Raw genomic sequence first — 15,511 nt, 5'->3', positions numbered from 1 at the left:
GCTGCGGGGCGCGCGGGGGCGCGGGGCGATCTTTACGCTGCATCATGTGCGGCCGTTTGTAGCCGCGATGTTTTCGCCGAATGCGCATCTGGAGATCACGCCGCAGTCTCTCGATGCGGCCATCGTCCGGCTGAAGCGGGATGGTTACCGGTTCATCGCGCTTGCCGACCTGCCCGCGCATCTCGCCGGCGACGACCGGCGCCCGGTTGCCGTCTTCACGCTCGACGATGCCTATCGCGACAATCTCGACCATGCCGCTCCGGTCTTTGCCCATCATGGCGTACCGTTCACCGTATTTGCGACGGAAGGCTTCGTTAAGCGCGCACGGAGCCTCTGGTGGGAGACGCTGGCGGAGCTGCTGCAGGCGAAGCCCCGGCTGACCTTCGACTTCGGAGCCGGGCCGGAGCGCCTGCACCTCCAGACACCGCAGCAGATGCAGGCGGCGTTCGCGCGCTTTGCCGATTTCGTGCATGCCGGGGACGAGGCGACGGCGATTGCCGATATCGACCGGCTGGCCCGCGCGGAAGGGCTCGATCCGCTGTCGCTCACCGATCGGCTGACACTGGATGCGGCGGGGCTTGGCGTGCTGTCCCGCCTGCCGGGGGCGGCGATCGGGGCGCATACTTTGACCCACAGGGCGCTGGCGCGGCTGTCGGATGCGGACGCCGAAGACGAGATCGTACGGTCCGTCGATGCCGTGGCCGCCATCACGGGCGTTCGTCCGACGACGTTTGCCTACCCCTATGGCGATGGGCGAGCGGTCTCCTCGCGCGACATGCGGCTTGCCGGCAGCCACGGTCTTGTCGCCGTGACGACGCGGCCGGGCACGCTTGCAAGCGATGCCGACCTGACCGCCCTGCCCCGGATCTCGCTCAACGGGCATTTCCAGACGCCGGGCCATGTCTCGGCACTGGCTTCGGGCATTCCCTTCCGCCTGATGAAGGGTCGCTAAAGCTTCAAGGGTACATGCGCACCTTGGACCAGTCGCCGGCGGTCTCGGGTCGGCGGAACTCGATACGGTCGTGGAGGCGGAAGGCGCCGTCCTTCCAGAACTCGATCGACACCGGACGGATGCGGAAGCCGGACCAGTAAGGCGGGCGCTTGATCTCGCCGATCGGGTGGCGGGCGGTGAACTCGGCGACCGCTTTTTCCAGTGCGAAGCGGCTTTCGAGCGGACGGGACTGTTTCGAGGCCCAGGCGCCGATGCGGCTACCGCGGGCGCGCGACTGGTAATAGGCGTCGGCCTCCGCGTCGCTGACGATCTCGACCGTTCCGCGCAGTCGCACCTGCCGGCGCAGGCTCTTCCAGTGGAAGCACATCGCCGCCTTGCGCGTCGCCAGAATCTCGCGGCCCTTCTGGCTTTCGAAATTGGTGTAGAACACGAAACCGTCGGCGTCGAAGTCCTTCAGCAGCACCATGCGGACATTGGGCAGGCCATCCGGATCGACCGTAGCGAGCGCCACGGCGTTGGGGTCGTTGATCTCGGTTTCCTGCGCCTCCTTCAGCCAGGTGCCGAACAGCGTAAAGGGTTCGTTTTCCTCGGTGAAGTCACCAGTTGTTAACCGGGTTTCCGTCATATTCCGTTTCCAATGCAGGCTGCCGATGCTGACCTCACATGTAGGCCGCGGACATGCCGTTTCGAGCGACACCGTAGCCATTTCCAGTCCGACAGGGTGACCGTGAAAGACATAGCAAAACGCGTCTGCGACACCAAGCTCTTCTCGCGCCTTGCGGGAGCGATGACGCTTTGGCTCTGCGTGGCCGGGCTCTCCGGCTGCATGGGCAACGGGATCGGCCTCGGCGACGCCGCCGGCGTCGACAGCGTCCGCACCGGCTCCATCCCGGCTCCGCCGAGCCCCGCGATGATCGATGCGGCCGCCGTGCAGACCGCGGTTTCCACCGCCGATGTGCGCGAGGTCGCCGGCAACCCCATTCCCTGGGCCAATGCGCAATCCGGCAGCGCCGGCGTCATCTCCAGCATTGAGGAGCAGACCGTCGGAGGCGTGGTGTGCCGCCGTTTCACGACGACGCGCCATTCCTATCAGGGCATCGCCAAGTTCGACGGCAATACCTGCCGGACGGGCGACGGCGACTGGACGCTGACCAGCTTTGCGCGGCGCAGCTGACCCTTTCGCAAACGCTTTCTTAACCCTCTGCGCACATATGCGCCCGGGTTCTGCCGCAATAAACCTGTCCTTAAGGCGCTTCTTTTCATCATCCCCGCCGGCAATGGCGACCCGGCCAATGCTGGACGAGGATGAACGATGAAGATGTCGATGCAGGACCCCTATGCCGTCCTCGGTGTGCGCCGCAATGCCGACCCCGACGAGATCAAGGCCGCATGGCGCGCCGTGGCGAAGGCCGTGCATCCCGACCAGAACCGTGAAGATCCGAATGCCACCGCCCGCTTTGCCGAGGCCGGCCGCGCCTATGAGGTCCTGAAGGACCCGCAGATGCGCAACCGCTACGACCAGGCCCGCCGCAATGCGGACCTGCGCCGCATGGAGGAAATGAAGCGCCGCGCCAACCCCTCGGCACCCGAACAGGCCGTCGGCCCGGAAACGGCCGAGGAGGCGGTATCGCGCATCTTCGGGACGGACAGCGGCAAGCCCGAGGCGGCGAAAGCCGCTGCCCCGAAGCCTGCGGCGGCACGCCCTGCCCCGCCTCCGAGAAACGAGGCACCGGCCGAGGCGAAGGTTGCGGAGGAGGCTGCGGCCGAGACCGCCACTGACGCTCCGGCGAGCCATGTGCCCTTCGGCCCGGGCATCCTTGCCCGCGCTGCGGCACCGGCGGCCGAGATCGTCTCCAGCCTCTTCCGCCGGATCTTGCCGGCATCCTCGCTCGAGGGCGGCGAAAAGGCGCATGAAAAGACCGGCGAAAAGCCTGCTGCCGACCGCGTTCCGGATCTCGTCTGCGAGGCCGTGGCGACGGTGGAGGACCTGTTCCGCAGGCGGCGCGTGACGGCGACGCTGCCCGATGGACAGGTGCTGAAGGTGGCGCTGCCGGCCGGCACGACCGACGGGAGCCTCATTCGCCTGCGGGAACAGGGTTACCGGCAGGGCACCGCGCGCGGCGATGCGCTCGTCAGCATCCGTGTCGCGCGGCATGAGCAGTTCCGCGTCGACGGCACGGACGTGCACACCACCCTGTCCCTATCGCTGCACGACGCCGTGCTCGGCTGCACCACGACGGTCGCGACCGTCACCGGACAGGCATCGCTCGTCGTGCCCCCGTGGTCGGGCCCGGACAGGCCGCTGCGCATCCCGGACCAGGGCCTGCCGACGGCCGACGGCCGACGTGGCGCCCTGATCGTCGAACTCAGCCTGACCCTGAGCGCGCGTCCCGACCAGAAGCTGATGGACCTCATGCGCAGCCAGCGCGACGGACTGGTGCTCTGACGCCTCTTTACCGCGCCCTTCACACAGCTTGCGCGTGAAAATCGCCCCCCTTCGTGACGAACATGCGACATTCACGGTGGACACTGACCGTTTGTTACCGGTCCTAACAGTTCCTGATCCTCCCCAAGCTTGAACGCCTTGTGAGCCTATGCCATAGCGAGGCCTCGCGAACCGGACCGCCCCTCGCTGACGAGCGGGTGCGGACGCGTTCCGGGCAGTCAATTTTCAGAGACGATTTCGGCTGGCGCCTGGCCGGTCCGATCCAAAAGGCATTCGGGGACAGACACGATGGCGCAGACATCCGGTTTGATGAGTGGAAAGCGCGGCGTGATCATGGGCGTCGCCAATAACAGGTCGATCGCCTGGGGCATCGCCAAGGCGATCCATGCGCAGGGTGCCGAGATCGCCTTCACCTACCAGGGCGATGCCCTGAAGAAGCGCGTCGAGCCGCTCGCGGCCGAACTCGGCGGCATTCTCGCCGGCCATTGCGACGTGTCCGACGAAGCCAGCATCGACGCCGTCTTCGACCATATCGAGAAGACCTGGGGCAAGATCGACTTCGTCGTCCACGCCATCGGCTTTTCCGACAAGGACGAACTGACCGGCCGCTATGTCGATACCTCGCCCGACAACTTCGCCAAGACCATGCAGATCTCGGTCTACTCCTTCACCTCGGTCGCGCGCCGCGCGGAAAAGCTGATGACGGATGGCGGATCGCTGCTGACCATGACCTATTACGGCGCCGAAAAGGTGATGCCGAACTACAACGTCATGGGCGTTGCGAAGGCGGCGCTGGAAGCCAGCGTGAAGTATCTCGCGGTCGATCTCGGCCCCAAGAACATCCGCGTCAACGCCATTTCCGCCGGCCCGATCAAGACGCTGGCCGCCTCCGGCATCGGCGACTTCCGCTATATCCTGAAGTGGAACGAGTACAATGCACCGCTGCGCCGCACTGTAACGATCGACGAGGTTGGCGATGTCGGTCTCTACATGCTGTCGGATCTCTCGCGGTCGGTGACCGGCGAAGTGCACCATGCCGATAGCGGCTACCATGTCGTCGGCATGAAGGCGGTCGACGCGCCGGATATCGCCGTCGTCAAGGACTGACGTCCGCTCTTCGATCGCGCATCGCCACGCGGCCGGCCTGTGATCCGGCCTTTCCGTGGGATGCGCGTCGCGCCCTCCCCCACAGTCAGGCAATTCTCCATGTTGATCTATATGATCCGTCACGGCCAGACCGATTGGAACGCGGAAATTCGCCTCCAGGGCCAGAAGGACATTCCGCTCAACGATACGGGGCGTAACCAAGCGCGCGGCAATGGCCGGGCGCTGGCCGACATCCTCGGCACGCAAGCCACCGCGTTCGACTATGTGGCAAGCCCGCTCGGGCGGACGCGCGAGACGATGGAGCTGCTGCGCGGCGCCATGGGGCTCGCGCCCGAGGCCTACCGGACCGACGACCGTCTGAAGGAGGTTTCCTTCGGCGACTGGGAAGGGTTCACGCTGGAAGAGCTGGAGGCGAGCGTGCCGGAGCGGGTCGCCGAGCGCGAGGCCTCCAAGTGGGACTTCATTCCCCCCGGCGACGACGCGGAAAGCTACGAGATCCTCTCCTGGCGCATCGCATCCTGGATGAAGGACGTCACGGTTCCCACCGTCTGCGTCAGCCATGGCGGCGTCATTCGCAGCGTCTTCAAGCTTCTGGGCGCCATGGCGGCCGAGGAGGCCTCGATGGGCGCCATTCCGCAGGACCGGATATTGAAGATCGAGAACGGGACAGTCGGCTGGGTCTGAAAGACCCTCCTACTGAACGACTTCGAGATCGTTGATGACGCGCTTGCCGTCGACTTCGGTGTAGAACACGACGACCTTGACGCCGGCCTTCAGGCCTTCGAAATTGAACTCTTCCGGCGCCTGATAGCTCTTGCCGTCATCCAGCGAGAGGCTGAGCCGCTCGGTGTCGATGCCCGTGATCGTGGCTTCGATATCGGCGCTATCGGCAAAGGCCGCGAGCGGCGAGAAGAAACTGGCGGTCGCCATCAATGTCGCAACGACGAAACGCATCCCAAGTCTCCCTCTTGACCGTTTGATTCACTGTTCGAATATGATGCAGTTTTTGGGCGCCGATTGTGGCAAAAATTCACCAAGCTTGTGACAATCCGATGAGCATGTGACGGCGAACCAGGTTAGCGCGAACATGGTTAGCAAAGTCTTGACGTCGCTGCAGGATGCTTTGCAACACGCCGGTCACCCCCGAGCATAAGAGGATCTTAATCTTCGGGCACTACCTTCGGGCGAGTTCACACGGTGGACGAGTGCACAGGGAACCGGTCACATGGCGGGAATTGGGGACGCTGTTCGCGCCAGAGCGTCGATCTTCGTGCGTTTCACCCGTTCCTCCATCATCCCGTCGCTCCTAGCGACGCTGATCCTGTTTGCCGTCGGGCATTTCTACCAGGCACAGAACAGCACGAACTTCCGCGAAGCGCTGAGAAGCGACGTCCAGAGCACGCTGCGCCTTGCCGAGGCGCAGATCCAGGCGAATATCGACAGCAATACCGTCGCCCTTTCCGGCCTTGCGAACGATATCGCCCTCGATGGCGACATATCCTCCGCCCGGTTCGCCGCGCTCGCCACGAAAATCATGGAGCGCAATCCCGGCATCCGCCGGATCAGCCTTGCGCCCGACGGTGTCATTTCCCGAGTCATGCCATCCATGGAGCAAGCCCGGATGGCGGGCATGCGGCTCGACAGGTTCTACTCCCAACGCACCGCAGCGCAGCGTGCGCAAGCCCATGGGCGCGCCGCCATCGGCAGCCTGCTCGTGCTTCCCGACGGCTCCACCGGTTTCGACGTCTACACGCCGGTCTTCCACAGCCCCGACGGCGTGCCCGCTTTCTGGGGCTTCGTCGAGGCGGTGATCGACGAAAGCGCCGTCTATCTCGGCGCCAATCTGACGACCGGGGCCGGACGCGGCGCGGTGGCCGCCGGCAGGAGCACGCCGGTGATGCTCGGCATTCGCGACATTTCCGATTCCGCCAACATTGGCGATGCCTTCTTCGGTACGAATGCGACGTTTCATGCCGAGGCGGTGCTGCAGAATGTCGTTCTGCCCGGGGGCACGTGGCAGCTCGCCGGTGCGCCCGTCGGCGGCTTCGACCAGCGGCCCGACAACCAGCAACAGATCGCGCTGACGATCATGGCATTCGCCATGATCGTGATCGTGCCGATCGTGCTGACATTCGGGCTGATGGGCGAACGCCGGCGCGCCATCACCGCGCTCGACCGTCGCAACCGGGAATTCCTGGCCATGTCGCAGCGGCTCAATCTGGCGCTCGAATGTTCCAGCTTCGGGGTGTGGGAGATCGACCTGGAGACGCGGCTGCGCACCTGGGACGACCGGATGTACAGCCTCCACGGCCTTCCCTCGCGCAACGGCGCACCCGGACCGATCTGCTGGAAAGCGAACATTCATCCCGACGACCTGCCGCACGCGGAAGAGGTGCTGAACAATACGGTGATGTTCTTCGAGCGGTACCAGACGGACTATCGCGTCGTCCTGCCGACGGGCACGCGCCATATCCGCCACATCGGCTCGGTCAACATGGGGGCCGACCGCCGCAAGACGGTGACCGGCCTCAGCTGGGACATTACCGAGGACGTGCGCCTGACGAACGCGATGATGGAAGCCAAGGCCTTTGCCGAGGCGCAGTCGGCGGAACTGGCCGCGGCCAAGGACCGGATCGAGCACAATGCGCTTCACGACCCGCTGACCGGGCTCGGCAACCGGCGCATGCTCGACGCCGCGCTCGCCGCCCTTCTGGAGCGGGATGCCGAGCGCGCCACCGACGTGGCCCTGCTGCATCTCGACCTCGACCGCTTCAAGCAGATCAACGACACGCTCGGCCATGCCGCAGGCGACGCCATGCTGGTGCACGCCTCGCAGGTGCTGAAGACGGAGGCCGGGCCGGGCGATCTGGTTGCGCGGATCGGCGGCGATGAATTCGTCGTTCTCGTGCCGAACCCAGTTTTGGGACAGCTGGAAGCGCTCTCCGACAGGATCATCACCCGGATGCGCCAGCCCGTCGATTACGAGGGCTTTTCCTGTCGTTTCGGCGTCAGTGTCGGCATTGCCGTCGGCCGCGGTGCGGACGCCGATCTCGGCCGACTGCTGGTCAACGCCGATATCGCGCTCTACCGCGCGAAGGAGAAGGGCCGCAATCGCTACGAATTCTTCAGCGAGGCGCTCCAGTCCGAGATCTTCAACAGCAAGCGCATCGGCGACGAAATCCTTGAGGGCATCGAGCGCGGCGAATTCACGGCCTGGTATCAGCCGCAGTTCGACGCGGAAACGCTGGAGCTTTGCGGGGTCGAGGCGCTGATCCGCTGGAACCACCCGCGCGACGGCGTGCTGACGCCCGACCGATTCCTGTCGATCGCCGAGGACCTGAACGTCGTGGCCACACTCGACCAGATCGTGATGGAGCGCGCGCTGATCGACCTCATGCACTGGACGGCCGCCGGCATCTCCATCCCCAGAATCTCCGTCAACGTCTCGGCGCGGCGGCTGCGGGACGAGGCGCTGCTCGACACGCTCTCCAACCTCGCATTCGCGCCGGGACAGCTCTGTTTCGAACTCGTGGAAGCGATTTTTCTGGATGGCGACGACGAGATCATCACCGCCAACATCGCCGGCATCGTCGCGCTCGGCATCGATATCGAGCTCGACGACTTTGGCACCGGCCACACCTCGATCGTCAGCCTCTTGAAGATCAAGCCGAAGCGGCTGAAGATCGACCGGCAGCTGGTCTCCCCCATCACCCATGCGCCCCGCGAGCAGGCGCTGGTGCGGGCGATCATCGAGATCGGCCGGTCGCTGGGCATCGGGACGGTGGCCGAAGGCGTGGAGACGCTTGCGCATGCCGAAATGCTCGCCGTCCTCGGCTGCGACATTCTGCAGGGCTATGCCTTCTCCAAGCCGCTGCCGGCCGACCGGCTCGCGGATCTCGCGGCGGCGAAGTGGCAGCTCGCCTCGTAACGGATCTCTCGCCGGCATCCCCTGTTTTTCTGCGCAAAGCGTTTCCGCCTTGCGACTTATGCAGTAAGAGTGTCCGCCAGAGAACGGGCGCTGCCAGTGGAGGCCGCCCGCAGCAGACAATGGTTGCCGCAGCATGTCGCATAATACGTTCGGTCATCTCTTCCGCGTCACCACATGGGGCGAAAGCCACGGTACGGCGCTCGGTTGTGTCGTGGATGGCTGCCCTCCGGGCATTCGCTTCACTTTGGCCGAGCTGCAGGCCTGGATGGACAAGCGCAAGCCGGGCCAGTCGCGCTTCGTCACCCAGCGGCGCGAGGACGATCTGGTGCGCGTGCTCTCTGGCGTGATGCCGGATGCGGACGGCGAGACGCTGATCACCACGGGCACGCCGATCTCCATGCTGATCGAGAACACCGACCAGCGCTCCAAGGACTATGGCGAGATCGCCCGGCGCTACCGCCCGGGCCATGCCGACTACACCTACGACCTGAAATACGGCATTCGCGACTATCGTGGCGGCGGGCGCTCCTCCGCCCGCGAGACGGCAGCAAGGGTTGCCGCCGGCGGGCTGGCGCGGCGCGTGGTGCCGGGCCTCACCGTGCGGGCCGCGCTGGTGCAGATCGGCCAGCACAAAATCGACCGGGCGAACTGGGACTGGTCGGAGGTGGGCAACAATCCGTTCTTCGCGCCGGACCCTGCCATCGTCCCCGTCTGGGAAGACTACCTCGACGGCATCCGCAAGGCCGGCTCCTCCGTCGGCGCCATCATCGAGGTTGTGGCGGAGGGCGTGCCGGCCGGCATCGGCGCGCCGATCTACGCCAAGCTCGACCAGGATATCGCCTCGAACCTGATGTCGATCAATGCGGTCAAGGGCGTGGAGATCGGCAACGGTTTCGAGGCTGCCGGCATTACCGGCGAGGAAAACGCCGACGAAATGCGGATCGGCCCGGATGGCAAGCCGGTGTTTCTCTCCAATCACGCTGGCGGCATTCTCGGCGGCATTGCCACCGGAGAGCCCGTCGTCGCGCGTTTCGCCATCAAGCCGACCTCCTCGATCCTTTCCGAGCGCCGCTCCATCGACGCGGACGGCCAGGAGGTGGACGTGCGCACCAAGGGCCGCCACGACCCCTGCGTCGGCATCCGCGCCGTGCCGATCGGCGAAGCCATGGTCGCCTGCGCGATCGCCGACCACTACCTGCGCGACCGCGGCCAGACCGGCCGTCTCGATTAGTCAAACGGTCGGGCCAGCCGACAAGACCCTGCGGCCCGAGCGGCCATGCGAAACGAGAGGATTCCATCCATGTCCTTCGACCAGAAGCGCGTCGTCGATGCCATCCGGGCCTTCGAGGCCGGCGAAATCGTCGTCGTTACCGATGATGACGGCCGGGAGAACGAGGGCGACCTGATCGTCGCCGCCGTCCACTGCACGGCCGAGAAGATGGCCTTCATCGTGCGCCACACCTCCGGCATCGTCTGCGCGCCCATGCCCAAGGAAGAGGCAAAGCGGCTGAACCTCAACGCCATGGTGGCCGACAACGACAGCGCCCACACCACCGCCTTCACCGTCAGCGTCGACTTCAAGCACGGCACGACGACCGGCATCTCGGCCGACGACCGGACGCTGACCGTGCGCAATCTTGCCAATCCCAATGCCGGTGCCGCCGATTTCGTCCGGCCGGGCCACATCTTTCCGCTGGTGTCGCGCGAAGGCGGCGTGCTGATGCGCTCCGGCCATACGGAAGCGGCCGTCGATCTCTGTAAGCTTGCCAGCCTGCCGCTGATCGGCGTGATTTCCGAACTCGTCAACGACAACGGCACGGTCATGCGCGGGCCTGAGGTCGCGGCCTTTGCGGAAGCGCATGGCCTGAAGCAACTCTCCGTCGCCGACCTCATCGCCTATCGCCAGCGCAAGGAAACGCTGATCGACCGCGGCGACGTCTTCGATATCGAGACGCCGTTCGGCATGGCCAAGGGCCACGCCTTCTCCCTGCCCTGGGACCCGATGCAGCACCTGGCCGTCGTCTTCGGCGACATCCGCGACGGCGTCGATATTCCGGTGCGGCTGCATCTGGAAAACGTCGGCGCCGATGTCTTCGGCAAGCAGGGCCAGCTCGACCACATCCTCCAGCGCATCTCCGACTACGGCCGCGGCGTCGTCGTCTATCTCCGCGAAGGCTCCGTCGGAGTCGGCGCCTCGCAGACCGCGCGCAAGGGCATGCAGGACCGCGAAGGCCACAGCGAAGCCCAGGCCCGCGACAGCGAATGGCTCGAAATCGGCCTCGGCGCCCAGATCCTGAAAGACCTCGGCATCTCCTCGATCAAGCTTCTCTCGACCCGGGAGCGGCATTACGTCGGGCTGGAAGGGTTCGGGATCGAGATTTCGGAGACGGTGATTTTGTGAGGTCTTGCGGACTGTATCGAATTTGATACAGTTAGGGCGTGAAGCCCGTTTCATTTCTTGGAGATAGCCGGGATGTGCTGCGGCATTTCCCGGAATCGGTTCGCTACCGTGCCGGCGTTGCGCTTCGAACGCTGCAACACGGCCTCGACCCTGCGGACTGGAAACCGATGAAGGCGATCGGTTCCGGTGTACGGGAAATCCGAATCCGAGACGAAACGGGGGCCTTTCGGATCATCTACCTCGCGACGCTTGCGGATCGTGTTCTCGTGCTGCACGCGTTCCAGAAGAAGACACAGGCAACGTCGCAGCGCGATCTCGATTTGGCAGCGACACGTCTCAGAAACTGGCAGGCATCTCATGGATGAAACGTTCGACAATGTCTTCGACGCGCTTTCGGACAATGCAGCGGAAGCTGCCAATCTGACGGCCCGCGCCGACCTGATGATCGGCATCCGGCAGAAGGTGACAAGCTGGGACATTCCGCAGGAACAGGCCGCCGTGCGGCTCGGCCTGACACGGCCGCGTCTGAACGACCTGATGCGCGGCAAGGTCGATAAGTTCTCACTCGACGCCCTCGTCAATATCGCGACGGCTGCCGGCTTCAAGCTGCGCATCGCGCTCGACGAGCCGCACGCGGCCTGACAGGCGTGCGGCCCAGACCTGAAAGACCTCGGCATCTCCTCGATCAAGCTCCTCTCTACCTACGAGCGGCATTATGTCGGGCTGTAAGGATTCGGGATTTCGGAGACGGTGATTTTGTGAGGTTTGGCTTCGGCTGATCGTCAGACGGTGCCTTCTTCACTCTTGGCGGCCTTAAGAAGAGCTGGCAGGGCTTCGATCAGCGTCGGCATGCTTTGGTCGAGCGTGGCCCAGATGATGGCCAGATTGAGCGTGGCATGCGCGTGAGCAATGCGGTTGCGCATGCCCTTCATGTTTCGCCAGGGGATCTCGGGAAAGCGGCTGGTGAACGATGGATCGCTCTTGAGAATACGCGCTGAGGATTCGCCGACGATCATCAGGTTGAACAGCACGGCCTGATGCGTTTTCTTGTCGGCAAGGAATTCGGCATGGTCGATGCCGACACAGTATTCCAGAGCCTGTTGACCCGCCTCCTGCAACGTCAGGAGATGATTGAGGACACTGAATGCCCTCATACCGGACGGGCTTCGTTCAGGACTTTCGTTCTCAGATATTCGGGAACATCGCCCGGCGTCAGCACATAGACCTGCGTGCCGAAAAGCTCTTCCAACTCGACCTGAAGTCCGCCGAGATCGAGGAGCGTGGTGCCGGGGCGATCGTCGACGAGGAATTCGAGTTCGTCGCCTTCCGCCTCGCCGTTCTCTCCTGCAGCACCGACGATCCGGGGGTTGGACAGGTGAAAGCGGCGGACCAGCGCGTGGACGGCTTCGCGGTGTTTCTCAACGGCGGCGGACGGCTTCATCTTCGATCCTCTGGGTGGCTCTTATCATGCGCTCGCCTCGGCATCGTACAACAGATGCCGCTGAAATAAAACAGCCCTACCCCCTCGCCCCCTCCAGCCATACCACTTGCTCGACACCGGCAAAGCGGGCGATGCGGGCAAGTTCGGCGTCGAGCCGCGCGGCGCGTCCTGCCGATGGGCGGAGGCCGGCCTCCCACCAGAGGCGCTTGACCTCCAGGAGGCCCGCCTTGCGGTTGGCCTTCATGTCGATGCGGCCGATGAGACGGTCGCCTTCGAGGAGCGGGAAGACGTAGTAGCCATATTGGCGCTTCGGCTCGGGCACGAAGATCTCGATGCGATAGGTAAAACCGAACAGGCGCTCGGTGCGGGCGCGATCCCGCAGGAGCGGATCGAACGGGCTGAGGACGCGAAGGCGGGCCGGCGGGTCTTCGAGGTCGCCGAGGGTATCGGGGAAGCCGGCGAGCGCATGGGCGGCGCGCGGACGGCTGCCGTCGGCGGGCTCGATGACCACGGATTGCAGCTCGTGCGCATGCGACAGCACCCATTGCCGCGCGTCTTCCGGCGAGATCAGCGCGAAGAAGGCGGCGAGTTCGCCGTGGGTGGCAAAGCCGAGACGCTCGAGCGCCGCCCTGCAGCACCAGTCGATGAAGGCCTCGCGGTCCACCTCGCCTAATCGATAGGTCTCGGGGATCACGCGTTCGGTCAGATCGTAGATCTTCTGGAAGCTGTCGCGGCCGGCAATCGCCAGTCTGCCGGTGCGCCAGAGATATTCGAGCGCGGTCTTGGAAGGGTGCCAGTTCCACCAGCCGCCGGAGGTGCGGTCCTCGTATTTGAAATCGCGCGCGAGCACGCGGCCGGTCTCGGTGATCTGCTTCAGCGTGTCGTCGAACACATCCTCAAACCCCGCCTCCCGCCATTTCCGCCAGCGCTCCACCAGCGTCTCGCTTTCGCTCGCGAATCGGTGCTTCCAGTAGACGAAGAAGGCGCTGGGGATGATCGAGGCGTCATGCGTCCAGTGCTCGAACAGCGCGCCGTCCTTCTCCAGAAGGGCTGTCAGATGCTCCGGCTTATAGGTCTGGCTGCGGGCGTGGAGAATCATATGGTGGGCGCGCTCCACCGTGGAGATGCTGTCCACCTGCACGAAGCCGATCTTCGTGACGAGGTCGAGCAGGCCGGCCTTCGTCAGCGCCCGGTTGGGCGGCGATGCCAGCCCTTGGCGGTTGAGGAAGATGCGGCGGGCATCGCGGTTGGATACGAGAATCGTCATGTTTTTGATCATGCTTTGTTCTAGAATAGAATCAACTGCCGCTTCGCAAAATTCAATCCTTCCGCAACAAGACAGGGACGGGGACGGGGACGGGGACGGCTTCATGATTGGCTAGAAAGGAGGAAATATGGTTACCTCTTGGTCCGCACAGCTGATTCAGTCCACGACGAAGCCGCTGAAAGGTCTGGGCCGTTCGTTGATATAAATAATTTGATCATGTATTTCTAATTCAATTATTGATTGTATGTCTCATGAGAATTTATCGTGTCGTCATTCTGGCCCTCAGCCTTCCGATAGCAGCAGCCTTCGCAGCTCCGCCAGAGAACGATTTTGGTGAGCTTCAAAGCAAAACAGAGGCCTTGTTCGCGCCAACCCGCGATCTGCTCGACGTGAAGCTGTCCGTCGACCAGATGGTCGATCCCGCCACCAATGCGCATGCTGCGACATCCCTGATCGACAACATGGCCGATAATGTGAAAGCCATGGCCGGACAGAATGCAAAGAGCGCCGAAACGCTCACGGCTCTGAAGCGGTATCTTTACGAGAGCGGCGCTTGGAACGACGACAGGCCTTTTCAATACGATCTCGATGATCCGCTCGGCGAAAAACCGGCAAACCGCCTGCTGCAACGGTACCTGACGACCCGGCGCGGCAACTGCATTACCATGCCCATGCTAATGCTCTTCGTTGGCCAACGGCTGGGGCTAAAACTGACGCTGGCCGAAGCGCCGTTGCATGTCTTCGTCAAATACACCGACGACGACGGCGTAATCTGGAATCTGGAGGCCACTAGCGGCGGCGGTTTCACCCGCGATGCCTGGTACCGGCAGAAGCTGCCGATGTCGGACAAAGCGGTCACGAACGGAGTCTATCTCCGGCCTCTTTCCCATGAGCAATCGGCAGCGCTGATCGCCTCCTTTCTGATCGAGCATCAGATCGACGCCGGCGCCTTCGAACACGCGATTGCCATCTCCGACGTCCTTCTGCAGCATTATCCTACCTTCGCCTATGGGCTGGTGAAGAAGGGCAGCGCCTATAGCGGCCTGCTGCGGCGGGAGTTGGCGGGAAAATACTTGCGAATGGAAGACATCCCGGCTGACCTGAAGGTAAAAGCCGACCGGTGGTACGAGGAAAATATGCAGGCTTTCGCCAAGGCGGAAGCCATGGGGTGGCGGCCACAGGACGGCCAGGCGCAATAACGATCTCAACCAAGCGGGGGCTTTGAAATGCTTTTCCAGCGGGTTTCTGGCCCGCATTCTGAGCCTGCTGCTCATCTGCAGCATGCTGTCAGTGTCGTTCGGGTCGGCGGCCAACGCTCGGTTCATGTCACCGGATACGATGGACCCAACACTGCAGGGTGTCGGCACCAACCGCTATGCCTATGCAGGCAATGATCCGGTCAACAAGAGCGATCTGAATGGGCATATAGCGGGTACAGCCACTGGTGGATTTTGGGGTGGACTGGCTGAAGCTATAGGCGGTGCACTATCTAGATTAGGTGCAGCGCTTGGATTAGGTGGCGGAGCCACGCGGCCACGATGGGTACCGGTGCTGTCGCCGTCGGTGCCGTAGTCTTTTGGGGCATCACCTGCAGGGACCCCGAACGATATGTGTCCTGGTGGATGTAATTCCAACATGGCAAGAAATGGGGATGGTCAAGATAATTCGGGCTTTTCGAAAAAAGATGATGCCTCGGCTGAAGGCCCAACTCCTGACCCAGATGATGACGATAATGATCCGAATGGTAAAAAGAAAAACGCTGACGCATACACCGTTCATGGAAGGCAACGGGCTGAAGAAGCAAAAAACGATCCGCATAGATCCGTGGTTGAAAAGGTAGAGTTATTCGCGAAGGGCGCTCATTCAGAGACACAGAAACAGGAAATACTGTAACCGTTAAGGGTGATAGGGTGGTTGTTACGAATAATCAGGGCCAATATGTAACGCAATTTAGAAATACAAGACAAAA

Annotated in this window: 17 protein-coding genes; 12 read left to right on the top strand and 5 right to left on the bottom strand. The window is 63.4% G+C overall.

Annotated features, from left to right (window positions below; translation table 11 throughout):
• A partial coding sequence (locus G8E10_RS24600) for a polysaccharide deacetylase family protein (RefSeq protein ID WP_167131032.1) occupies nucleotides 1-952 on the top strand: 952 nt, incomplete at its 5' end.
• 4 nt (nucleotides 953-956) lie between these two features.
• On the opposite strand, the gene pdxH is transcribed toward G8E10_RS24600, so the two are convergent.
• A complete protein-coding gene (pdxH, locus tag G8E10_RS24595) occupies nucleotides 957-1,577 on the bottom strand; it encodes a pyridoxamine 5'-phosphate oxidase (protein WP_110726683.1) in 621 nt (206 codons plus the stop codon).
• 102 nt (nucleotides 1,578-1,679) lie between these two features.
• Between pdxH and G8E10_RS24590 the strand changes: the two genes are divergently transcribed.
• The 4 genes from G8E10_RS24590 (at nucleotide 1,680) to G8E10_RS24575 (ending at nucleotide 5,189) form a co-directional block, all read left to right on the top strand.
• Nucleotides 1,680-2,126 carry an RT0821/Lpp0805 family surface protein gene (locus G8E10_RS24590; protein ID WP_167131031.1) on the top strand — a complete coding sequence of 149 codons (447 nt, stop codon included), beginning with the start codon at nucleotides 1,680-1,682 and terminating at the stop codon, nucleotides 2,124-2,126.
• Between the two features lie 138 nt (nucleotides 2,127-2,264).
• Nucleotides 2,265-3,398, top strand: a complete 1,134-nt coding sequence (locus G8E10_RS24585; protein WP_167131030.1) for a DnaJ C-terminal domain-containing protein — start codon at nucleotides 2,265-2,267, stop codon at nucleotides 3,396-3,398.
• A 288-nt stretch (nucleotides 3,399-3,686) separates the two neighbouring features.
• Nucleotides 3,687-4,505 carry an enoyl-ACP reductase FabI gene (gene fabI / locus G8E10_RS24580; protein WP_092932534.1) on the top strand — a complete coding sequence of 273 codons (819 nt, stop codon included), beginning with the start codon at nucleotides 3,687-3,689 and terminating at the stop codon, nucleotides 4,503-4,505.
• Nucleotides 4,506-4,604: 99 nt separating this feature from the next.
• The gene (locus tag G8E10_RS24575; protein WP_167131029.1) at nucleotides 4,605-5,189 is read left to right on the top strand and encodes a histidine phosphatase family protein; all 585 of its coding nucleotides are present in this window, start codon (nucleotides 4,605-4,607) and stop codon (nucleotides 5,187-5,189) included.
• A 9-nt stretch (nucleotides 5,190-5,198) separates the two neighbouring features.
• Here G8E10_RS24575 and G8E10_RS24570 read toward each other — a convergent pair whose 3' ends face one another.
• Nucleotides 5,199-5,459: a DUF1344 domain-containing protein gene (locus G8E10_RS24570; protein ID WP_110726688.1), complete on the bottom strand. Its 261-nt coding sequence runs from the start codon at nucleotides 5,457-5,459 to the stop codon at nucleotides 5,199-5,201.
• 271 nt (nucleotides 5,460-5,730) lie between these two features.
• Here G8E10_RS24570 and G8E10_RS24565 point away from each other — a divergent pair, with 271 nt between their 5' ends.
• The 5 genes from G8E10_RS24565 (at nucleotide 5,731) to G8E10_RS24545 (ending at nucleotide 11,476) form a co-directional block, all read left to right on the top strand.
• Complete coding sequence (locus G8E10_RS24565) at nucleotides 5,731-8,433, top strand: bifunctional diguanylate cyclase/phosphodiesterase (RefSeq protein ID WP_167131028.1); 2,703 nt, start codon at nucleotides 5,731-5,733, stop codon at nucleotides 8,431-8,433.
• A 133-nt stretch (nucleotides 8,434-8,566) separates the two neighbouring features.
• On the top strand, nucleotides 8,567-9,664 hold the full coding sequence (gene aroC / locus G8E10_RS24560; protein ID WP_132446506.1) for a chorismate synthase: 1,098 nt from the start codon (nucleotides 8,567-8,569) through the stop codon (nucleotides 9,662-9,664).
• 69 nt (nucleotides 9,665-9,733) lie between these two features.
• Nucleotides 9,734-10,834 carry a 3,4-dihydroxy-2-butanone-4-phosphate synthase gene (gene ribB / locus G8E10_RS24555; RefSeq protein WP_132711112.1) on the top strand — a complete coding sequence of 367 codons (1,101 nt, stop codon included), beginning with the start codon at nucleotides 9,734-9,736 and terminating at the stop codon, nucleotides 10,832-10,834.
• Between the two features lie 38 nt (nucleotides 10,835-10,872).
• On the top strand, nucleotides 10,873-11,199 hold the full coding sequence (locus tag G8E10_RS24550) for a type II toxin-antitoxin system RelE/ParE family toxin (RefSeq protein ID WP_167131027.1): 327 nt from the start codon (nucleotides 10,873-10,875) through the stop codon (nucleotides 11,197-11,199).
• On the top strand, nucleotides 11,192-11,476 hold the full coding sequence (locus G8E10_RS24545) for a helix-turn-helix domain-containing protein (RefSeq protein WP_132446502.1): 285 nt from the start codon (nucleotides 11,192-11,194) through the stop codon (nucleotides 11,474-11,476). Before G8E10_RS24550 ends, G8E10_RS24545 begins: the two co-directional genes overlap by 8 nt.
• A gap of 140 nt (nucleotides 11,477-11,616) precedes the next feature.
• On the opposite strand, the gene G8E10_RS24540 is transcribed toward G8E10_RS24545, so the two are convergent.
• The 3 genes from G8E10_RS24540 to G8E10_RS24530 all read right to left on the bottom strand — a co-directional run bounded on the left by G8E10_RS24540 (nucleotide 11,617) and on the right by G8E10_RS24530 (nucleotide 13,542).
• Nucleotides 11,617-11,988, bottom strand: coding sequence for a HepT-like ribonuclease domain-containing protein (locus G8E10_RS24540; protein ID WP_167131026.1), 372 nt, complete (start codon nucleotides 11,986-11,988; stop codon nucleotides 11,617-11,619).
• Nucleotides 11,985-12,275, bottom strand: a complete 291-nt coding sequence (locus tag G8E10_RS24535; protein WP_132440614.1) for a nucleotidyltransferase family protein — start codon at nucleotides 12,273-12,275, stop codon at nucleotides 11,985-11,987. Before G8E10_RS24535 ends, G8E10_RS24540 begins: the two co-directional genes overlap by 4 nt.
• Before the next feature lie 76 nt (nucleotides 12,276-12,351).
• Nucleotides 12,352-13,542 (bottom strand): winged helix-turn-helix domain-containing protein, encoded by a 1,191-nt coding sequence (locus G8E10_RS24530; protein WP_167131025.1) that lies wholly within the window; start codon nucleotides 13,540-13,542, stop codon nucleotides 12,352-12,354.
• A gap of 251 nt (nucleotides 13,543-13,793) precedes the next feature.
• On the opposite strand from G8E10_RS24530, the gene G8E10_RS24525 reads away from it, so the two are divergent.
• Entirely contained in the window at nucleotides 13,794-14,741 is a 948-nt protein-coding gene (locus G8E10_RS24525) for a transglutaminase family protein (protein WP_167131024.1), read from the top strand.
• Nucleotides 14,742-15,177: 436 nt separating this feature from the next.
• Nucleotides 15,178-15,435: a hypothetical protein gene (locus G8E10_RS24520; RefSeq protein WP_167131023.1), complete on the top strand. Its 258-nt coding sequence runs from the start codon at nucleotides 15,178-15,180 to the stop codon at nucleotides 15,433-15,435.
• The last annotated feature ends 76 nt before the right edge of the window (nucleotides 15,436-15,511 follow it).

The organism is Ferranicluibacter rubi, from assembly GCF_011603255.1.
In the GTDB taxonomy this organism is placed as follows: Bacteria; Pseudomonadota; Alphaproteobacteria; order Rhizobiales; family Rhizobiaceae; genus Ferranicluibacter; species Ferranicluibacter rubi.
This window is presented reverse-complemented; position numbering and strand designations above follow the sequence as displayed.

Excerpts from the sequence above, each read along its gene's own strand:
- pdxH (WP_110726683.1), bottom strand. The coding sequence starts at position 1,577 with ATGACGGAAACCCGGTTAACAACTGGTGACTTCACCGAGGAAAACGAA.
- G8E10_RS24585 (WP_167131030.1), top strand. The coding sequence starts at position 2,265 with ATGAAGATGTCGATGCAGGACCCCTATGCCGTCCTCGGTGTGCGCCGC.
- fabI (WP_092932534.1), top strand. The coding sequence starts at position 3,687 with ATGGCGCAGACATCCGGTTTGATGAGTGGAAAGCGCGGCGTGATCATG.
- G8E10_RS24575 (WP_167131029.1), top strand. The coding sequence starts at position 4,605 with ATGTTGATCTATATGATCCGTCACGGCCAGACCGATTGGAACGCGGAA.
- G8E10_RS24570 (WP_110726688.1), bottom strand. The coding sequence starts at position 5,459 with ATGCGTTTCGTCGTTGCGACATTGATGGCGACCGCCAGTTTCTTCTCG.
- G8E10_RS24565 (WP_167131028.1), top strand. The coding sequence starts at position 5,731 with ATGGCGGGAATTGGGGACGCTGTTCGCGCCAGAGCGTCGATCTTCGTG.
- aroC (WP_132446506.1), top strand. The coding sequence starts at position 8,567 with ATGTCGCATAATACGTTCGGTCATCTCTTCCGCGTCACCACATGGGGC.
- ribB (WP_132711112.1), top strand. The coding sequence starts at position 9,734 with ATGTCCTTCGACCAGAAGCGCGTCGTCGATGCCATCCGGGCCTTCGAG.
- G8E10_RS24545 (WP_132446502.1), top strand. The coding sequence starts at position 11,192 with ATGGATGAAACGTTCGACAATGTCTTCGACGCGCTTTCGGACAATGCA.
- G8E10_RS24540 (WP_167131026.1), bottom strand. The coding sequence starts at position 11,988 with ATGAGGGCATTCAGTGTCCTCAATCATCTCCTGACGTTGCAGGAGGCG.
- G8E10_RS24535 (WP_132440614.1), bottom strand. The coding sequence starts at position 12,275 with ATGAAGCCGTCCGCCGCCGTTGAGAAACACCGCGAAGCCGTCCACGCG.
- G8E10_RS24530 (WP_167131025.1), bottom strand. The coding sequence starts at position 13,542 with ATGACGATTCTCGTATCCAACCGCGATGCCCGCCGCATCTTCCTCAAC.
- G8E10_RS24525 (WP_167131024.1), top strand. The coding sequence starts at position 13,794 with ATGAGAATTTATCGTGTCGTCATTCTGGCCCTCAGCCTTCCGATAGCA.
- G8E10_RS24520 (WP_167131023.1), top strand. The coding sequence starts at position 15,178 with ATGGCAAGAAATGGGGATGGTCAAGATAATTCGGGCTTTTCGAAAAAA.